General features: G+C 41.5%; 4 protein-coding genes. All 4 read right to left on the reverse strand.

The features are described from left to right. Positions 1-508: 508 nt before the first annotated feature. A complete protein-coding gene (locus CALK_RS11345; protein WP_022637811.1) occupies positions 509-3,598 on the reverse strand; it encodes a UvrD-helicase domain-containing protein in 3,090 nt (1,029 codons plus the stop codon). Then, a complete protein-coding gene (locus CALK_RS11350; protein ID WP_022637812.1) occupies positions 3,591-5,915 on the reverse strand; it encodes a PD-(D/E)XK nuclease family protein in 2,325 nt (774 codons plus the stop codon). The genes CALK_RS11345 and CALK_RS11350 overlap by 8 nt, the downstream gene beginning before the upstream one ends. Before the next feature lie 240 nt (positions 5,916-6,155). Then, complete coding sequence (locus tag CALK_RS11355; protein WP_022637813.1) at positions 6,156-6,857, reverse strand: hypothetical protein; 702 nt, start codon at positions 6,855-6,857, stop codon at positions 6,156-6,158. A gap of 20 nt (positions 6,858-6,877) precedes the next feature. Further along, positions 6,878-7,504, reverse strand: a complete 627-nt coding sequence (locus CALK_RS11360) for a PD-(D/E)XK nuclease family protein (RefSeq protein ID WP_022637814.1) — start codon at positions 7,502-7,504, stop codon at positions 6,878-6,880. Between the last annotated feature and the right edge of the window lie 284 nt (positions 7,505-7,788).

Genomic DNA, 7,788 nt, shown 5'->3' on the forward strand with positions numbered 1-7,788 from the left:
ACAGTCTCATACTTCCTGTGATATATCATTCGTTTTTTAAGAGTCGCAAAAAAAGCTTCTGCAACGGGTCGAGTAAGCCGAAGGGAATCTCACCCTTCAGCTTCTCACAGAACCGTACGTGAAACTCTCGACTCATACGGCTCTTATTATTCAGTCACCCACCTGATCAGCGACAGTTAGAAATGAGCTTCAACGACAGTTAAAAATGAGGTTTTACTCATCCTGATTTAGCTTACTGATATACCCCGATTCAAGGAGGATTTATTGGTAAGCGATCGTCAGGTGAAAGGGCTGTTTAAAAGTATGTCTCAAGGAAAAAAATTATCGTCTGCAGCTCAGCGTGCTGACATGTGTCAAAACACCGCCCGGAAGTATATGAAGCATTTCAAACCTCCCAGTGAAAACAGAAAGATACGAACCTGAACAGAGCCGTACACAACATTTGACAAAAGCTCTTTTGGTAGAATGTCAAACCCATTTTTCCCTTCGTTTTCAAGAGCATAATGGATCACACCCACAACAACTCAGCCCCTACAACCTTAACGCCCTTTTCTTGGAAGAAGTCGGTGTAAAAATCGAGCTGCTTTTGATACTTCTCCATCTTATCCTCACTCTGTTTACCCGTTTTAATATCGACTATGTGCCAGCCACCTCTTACTACATCAAAGTAGACCAGATCGATAAATCCGTTTTTCACTCCGTCATCAAAGGGAAGTTCGAAGTAATGCTCTACACCGTTTTTTAATTTTTGGTACATATCACTCTCCAGAAATGCATCAAGTGACCGTGAAATATGCCCACGATCTTTATCCGCAACCATCTCCTTTGAAAAAATTGTCTCGTACTCACCTTTTACCAAAGAATTCCAGTGAAGTTCGATACACTTATGTACAATGGTACCACGACGAGCTGCATCCCCATCCCCAAAGGCTTTACTTTCTGCTGTTGCGCTTACTCTTGAAGGTTCTGTGAACTTGATGGGGGGCATCTCGTGAGATACTTCTGACGGGGCTGTAGCTCTACCACTGTCACCAATCGGATGCAGGGGAATAGTTCCGCCTGACCTAAAAAGGGCAGGCAGATCCATATTTAACGAGTCAGAAATCATTTCGAGATAGCTGTCTTTGATGCTACAGATGCTGCCGTCTTTTTTCTTTGCCAGGGTACCTGAAATTACGACGTCATGTCGAGCTCGGGTGAGGGCAACGTATAGCAGTCGCTTTTTCTCCGCATTGTGTTTGAGTTGGTCGAGTCCTTTCAGTATTCTGAATGATAGCGGCTCATAGCCAGAAACCTTAAAGCCTATGAGTTCGGTTAACCCCCTTTCGGTATGATAGAAGCTATTGTGCTTTATCGCTTCACTGTTGACCTGTGACATTAGCTTTTTTTCACTGTTGGCGAGAATTATCATCGGGTAGGACAGCCCTTTGGTGTGGTGAATTGAGCACAGTTCAATACTTTCTACGCTATCAGATTTGTAAAAGGCCTCATCCTCAGTGGCATGGGAAAAGAATACCGAGTGTTCAAAAAGCTGAATCAATCGATACAACGAATCACCTTCAGCCTGTTCAAACTCCATGACAAGTGTTATAAACTTTTGCAGGTTTGCCATTCTCTGTGGCGTACCTTCAATGCGGCTGTAGACATCGGCGATACGTGAATGCCTGACGATATGTGTAACCAGTTCGCTGAGTGTGTGTTCCTCAGCAAAGACTGCAAATTCTTGAAGAGCCCCCGGAACCTTCTGTGCGGTAATTGCCTGCACGACCTCAGTATCACTCATCCTCAGATAAGATGACCGATACGCACCGGAAAGATAGTACCGATCGACCTTTCCGTACTCGCTCTTTTGGCTATTCACAATGAGAATTGCTTTGAGCATCAGAAAAAGCTCCATCACCTCTTTGGTATGGTAGAAATTTTCACTGGCACTGACACGACACTCAATACCGAGGGCATTTAACTCTGCCTTCAATTTTAGCATCTGTGTTTTGGCATCAAACAATACGGCTATTGCCTGTTCTTTGCGATCAATCAATTCCTTAATATGATTGTAATTTCCATTACTGCCATCGCTAATATTTCGAATTAAATGAGCAACTGTCGCATATTCATTTTCCTCTCCCTTGTTTTCTTTAGGGGTGATGAGGAATTCAAATGACCCAGTCTTCTGCCGCTCCTTTTTAAAGACATCCAATTTCTGTGCAGTTGCTTCAAAGTTGCGCTTAATTGTCGCAAATCCCCGACAGGGGACCAGAAGTCTTTCAAAGATTCGATTGACGGTATCCAGAACGACTCCATCACTCCGATGGTTGACGCTCATAGGTTGGACAGAAGAAAACAATTTCCTATCCCATATCGCCTCATTGAAGACCATGAGTTCGGCACCCTGAAATGAGTATATTGATTGCTTTGCATCTCCAACAACAAAAAGATTTGTCTTTTCAGAACAGACTCCCTTTACAATTTCAAATTGGGTGGCATTGGTGTCCTGGAACTCATCGACCATGACATAGCGGAAGGCAGTATTGAGACGTGGCAATATTTCAGCTGTTTTATCAATAATGGTATCAAAGTCTATTTTGCCGAGTTCGCTCAGTCGATCATCGTACTCCTGTTTTATTTCGACCAGGATCTTTGATGTGTTTTGCAATTGCTTTCGAAAGTCCGGTTCCTTCGAGATAGAAGCGTACTGTTTACGCACTTTTTCCAGGTTCTTTTTTACTGGATCAGCCACAGGGTAGGTCTTTTCTCCAAAGGTGGGTGCTTTTTCACTAAACGTATCTGATTCGAATGCCGCACACGCATGGTAAAACTGTTTAAGCCAGTAAGAATGTACCTCTTTTCCTTTTTCGGCCAGTTCTTTCAGAGCATCTTCGATATCCGGTAACGGGTAGATATCGCGAATGAGGGACTTGTAAAATTCCATGTCGTCGGCCTTCTCCTCAAAACCGCGGAAATTGAGGCGAAATTTCGCGCTTCCGAGATATGTATCAATCAGGTTTTTAAAAAAGTACATGCTCACATCCCGTGACAGAGAGAGAACACGATCGTGATTGTCCCCGCTGTTGATTACGGAGAAAACAATAGCATCGATTTCAACCTCTTTCTCTTCGTCTTTTATCATCTCCAGGGAGCTGTCAATTCGGGCAATATCGCAGTTTTTTCGGATAATCCCAAGGCAAAACGAGTGGATTGTCGATATAAGGGCTGAGTTACTTTTTGTCAGTTCTTTTGAAAGCCTGTTTTCCACGTACGCGCATAGCTCTGGACTCAAATCCTTATAACCTTCGGCGATTGAATTGTAGTCATTATCAGTGCGGTCCAGATCCCTAAAGGTGGCCACCTTTTTGATCAACCCAAAGATTCGTTCCTTCATCTCAAGCGCAGCCGCTTCGGTGTAGGTAATCGTGACTATTTCGTGCACATCGGCTGCTTTATCAGCATAGTGTTGAATATACTGCGGCTGATCCATTGATTCCCGAAAAAAATCAAAGCCGAGAAGAGCATTGATATATCGCCGACTGAGCGTATAGGTTTTTCCCGTGCCCGCACCGGCACTGATCGCAAAACTATCCTGTATTGAAAACTTATTCACAGTCAACTCCTTTGTTCACAATGGTGTGATGGCAGAGGTGTTTGATATCACAGTACCCGCACTGCTTTTCATCTGAATCATTAAATGCAAAATCACCGGCTTCAATTGATGCTTTAACCTTGTGGATGTTATCTTTCAACCGACGGCGGTATTCATCATCATAACAGATCGAATCATTTTGATGTTCAGTCCCCAAGCTGGCAAAATGAGAATACTCTTTATCCCCTTTAAAAGTTAAGAGGTGTGCAGATATAGGTTTATCCTTAGTCACCTGTTCTGCGTAGAGTATATATAGAGCCAACTGATAGTCCTTGAATTCCTTGATCCTTGTCTGTATATCGTTCTTGTCCTTCTTGCCTTTGACCTTCTTCGATTTATAATCAATAATCGAAACGTGCTCTTTGGTATTGTCAAAACGATCTATAAATCCACGAATGAAATAGTTCTTCGCATCGTCTGTAGGTGCAAGGTTTTCATCCAGCAAAAACTTTTTTTCAAACTCCGAGTGTTTAAAATTATCAAATGCAGCCCGATTATCTTTAAAGTAGCTGACAAAGCGTGCAAGAAGGCCTTTGTCACGGCTATCCACTAATCCGGCCTGCAGAGTGGAGAGAAATAACTCGTGGTAGATATTCGGTTCCTTCTTTTCTTTCTGCTGATACTCTTCGTAGGCTCTGTTCGAGATATTGTACATTAACTGATTGAGGGAGTCTTCCTCCTCTCCAGCTCGAATGGCTTTTCCGAAATACTCAAAGCAGAGGTGCATAAGATTCCCCTCTTCAGCAAAATCAAACCCCTCTTCTGTGCTGCGCGGTGCAGATACATCTACTTTGTTTTGGTAGAGATATTTCAGCGGGCAGTTGGTATAACTGTTGAGCTGTGAAGCGGAGAGAGGTTTCGCAGATATCCCCTCAACACCTTTGCCATCAAAGGAGGAAAAGTCCGCTGATTTCAGCGAATGAATAAATGGAACCGCTTCTCTCGAGGGAATAGCAAGTTTACCTGTTTCAAAGACCTCATCCCGTGCAACAATATCTGATAGGTCAATGGTATTTTCAATGTGCGGGATGAGCAGAGATGGTGCCAGCGGCCTGCCATTTTTGTAGCGTGCCGTTATTACATAGAGGTTATTGGCGAGCTGTTGCATCAGGCGCAGCTGCACTTTGGAGTTGATGTAGTAGTCATTCGTGCAGAAATGTTTTACCGCATCCGATGCGGATATAAGAAAATTGTCCTGTATTTTGGGAGGAAAATGATCGATGTCAGTCCCGATGAAAAGAATGTGTTCATATCGACGTGATGTGCCGACCAGCTGGTTTGTCTCAGTAAGCTGAATACCCATCTTCTCAGACTGCACATAGGTCGATTCCAAAAAATGCTTTTTTATATCGTCCTCGTTTACAGTAATCCCAAGCTTTTCTGCTTGTGACTGGGTCTGATGGATACGCTCTTTGCAGGCACCATAGGTATCTGCAACGCGCGGTATACCTTTGTTGAGTTTTCCCTTAAAGTGGCTCAGGGGAATTCCACGGGAATCGTACCCCTTTAGCCCATAATTTTCAAGTTGGAGACGAAAAATAGGGGCATACTCGGATATATCAGACGTAACGATGAGGATCTCTTCTTCTCCTACACCATCGAGTAAAAGTTTTCGAGCAATCTTCAAGGCTTGCCGAACCTCATCCACGTTGTCAAACGCCCGCTTCGAGGGAGTGTAGAGCTTTGCCGTGGAATCAGCTATATCTGAAACAGGTATCATCTTATATCTTTCAGATAAAAGGTCTACGCACTCTTTTTGAATTTTTGAAGTGTAAAAGTGAAGTTCCTCTTTTTGGAAATAGTCAATGTAGATCCCATGATAGTCGTGGAAGTATTTATCAGAAGTATGTAAAAACGAAAGAACCGAACTCTCCACATCTGCGTTATCTGCAAGCCCATTTTCCTGTTTAAACTCCTCGTACTTTGACTGGATCGTAGAAAGGGCATCTCGTTTTTCTCCGGAATAAAGATCGGAAAGGTCAATCCGATTTGCAGCACATTTTAACAGCAATGCTGCAATTTGCTCCAACCCGTCATCCCCGGGCTTCAAATAACTAAAGTAGTAAATCTCGGTCTCTCTAATTATCGATAATACGACCGACGGAATCAGTGGATCAAGAAGTAGAGTGCGGTTGTCGTGTTCCTCAAACAGTTCAAGCATGATTTGGCTGAGTGTTGTAATCTGAGCAAAGGGCTGTGAGGAGGCAATTTTCCGTCGAATATCCCGAGCTCGTTGGTTACTGTAGGTTATGTAAAGTGGCTTTTTTAATTTGGTCATGAATTCCTCCTGAATATTTATGTATATAATAGAATTATGGTGTGACAACAGGTGTCGCTAAAATACATACCATCTGGCGAGCCATTTTTAGAGCATACTGGTAGTATGGCAAATCTCACGCAATAGCCACCACAGATATAGTTTACTTGTTCATTTTCTCATATAGGTATCTATAAAAAGAGAAGTATGAGCCGTTATAAAAAATCAGCAAACCCTCAAATATCTTATATAGATGTTGTTTTATTCATCTCCCGCTGTCATTTCCGGCTCCATCTCTTTGAAAACTTCATCGGCCTCTGCTTCGCCGATATTCTCTGTATACTCTTCCAGAATGCCCGCATCTCTAACAAGCTTTGTAGAAGACAAAAGAACTTGTAATTGAAACTTATATGTATATACAAATTCCAGGAGGTCTTTAATGGCTTCTTCTTCCGTTAATCTACTTGCCGTAAGCTTTCTATTTGAGTTTAGGTAGATTGAAGGATTGTCAAAATGCTTATAATAAATGTCTCTGGCAGCCATATATAGTAGATGATAGACTTGATCCGGATATGCGCCAAAAGGAACTAATATCTTTTCATAATAACTCTTTGACTTTGTTTTGCCTTGAATCGTAAGAGATAAATTCGGCAATATCTGCACATATAGGACTCTTGTTGGTATTGAAGAATGTTTAATAGAAGATGGGTGATTCTTTTTTCGAGTCCAGCTTCTACCCTCAACAGATAGCCTATTTAGATGAGCGGTTAAAGCGGTCGTAGCATTACCAATGATCTTTTTAGGTAAATCCTCAACATCTGCCTTAATTTTGTGGGTATATATCATATCTTTCATCCAACGTAATAAGGCCTCTAACCGTTTGACATCTTCCGGTGTAGAATCCATCCCCTTTTCTTTTATTGAACTTTGTAATATTTCTAGGATATCGCCGGTCCAAGACATCTGTATCCAGCATTCCTTGATTATTTTTCATCTGATGAATCATTCTTCTTGTAGAATACAGGCTCTTCTCCGGTTATTGTTAGATAAATATACTCACGTACTTTTACAGATTTAAATTTATCTTCTATCAATTTATAATAATTTTCAAGTTGTCCAGGATGGTTTCTACTAAATAGTTTGTTTTCAATCGTTAGAAATATGCCATCTCCTGGATCAAGGTCAAATACAGCTATATCTGCAAATTGAGCTGATGACTTCCTTTTTCTTGAATCATAATTGCTCAAGTAAAATTCTCTCATTACAGCTGCATTTTTAAGACTAAAACGTTGATCACCAGTTACAGATCTACCAGCTTTTTGATCACGAAATCTTAAAAAAGCATCTCTTCTTTTGTATCCACCAGCTTCAGAACTTCTTTTTTCTGCAACCTTTTTAATGAAATTGTTTATAAAAAGCACCCCTAATTCATCATCCGTTTTAGGGTCAAGCAACCAGGCAAGCGTATCAGAAAACCATGTTTCATTTAAACACCTTCTGAGCATAACATCAGGCATAGAGAATTCTTCTTCTTTGTTTTCAATAAATTTCTCGACCCGCGAGATGATCTCTTTAAAATCTGTGATTCCATGGTTTTCTACTTGACTCATACAGGTATCCTCTGGTAGTGTTGTTTTCTTTCTGTAAAGTCAGTGTACTTTCTGAAGGACCTTTTGTCAACTGTTATGTACGGCTCCTTCCATATGTTGTAGCCGCTCCCATTCCGCGTGCACTGTTTGTTCTTAATCCTAAATTCCGCAATTGAGATTGATTTTCGGGGTAAAATGATCCTGAAAAGAGATAGCAAAATCAGTAAAAGTTGCTCCAAGATTCAACTGCGGAGCATTTGAATTTAACCACGAAATAATCCGTTCATACCCTCTTTTTATAGAGA

Source organism: Chitinivibrio alkaliphilus ACht1, from assembly GCF_000474745.1.
Lineage (GTDB): Bacteria > Fibrobacterota > Chitinivibrionia > Chitinivibrionales > Chitinivibrionaceae > Chitinivibrio > Chitinivibrio alkaliphilus.

Coding starts and splice junctions, on each gene's coding strand:
- CALK_RS11350 (WP_022637812.1), bottom strand. CDS start 5,915: ATGACCAAATTAAAAAAGCCACTTTACATAACCTACAGTAACCAACGA.
- CALK_RS11355 (WP_022637813.1), bottom strand. CDS start 6,857: ATGTCTTGGACCGGCGATATCCTAGAAATATTACAAAGTTCAATAAAA.
- CALK_RS11360 (WP_022637814.1), bottom strand. CDS start 7,504: ATGAGTCAAGTAGAAAACCATGGAATCACAGATTTTAAAGAGATCATC.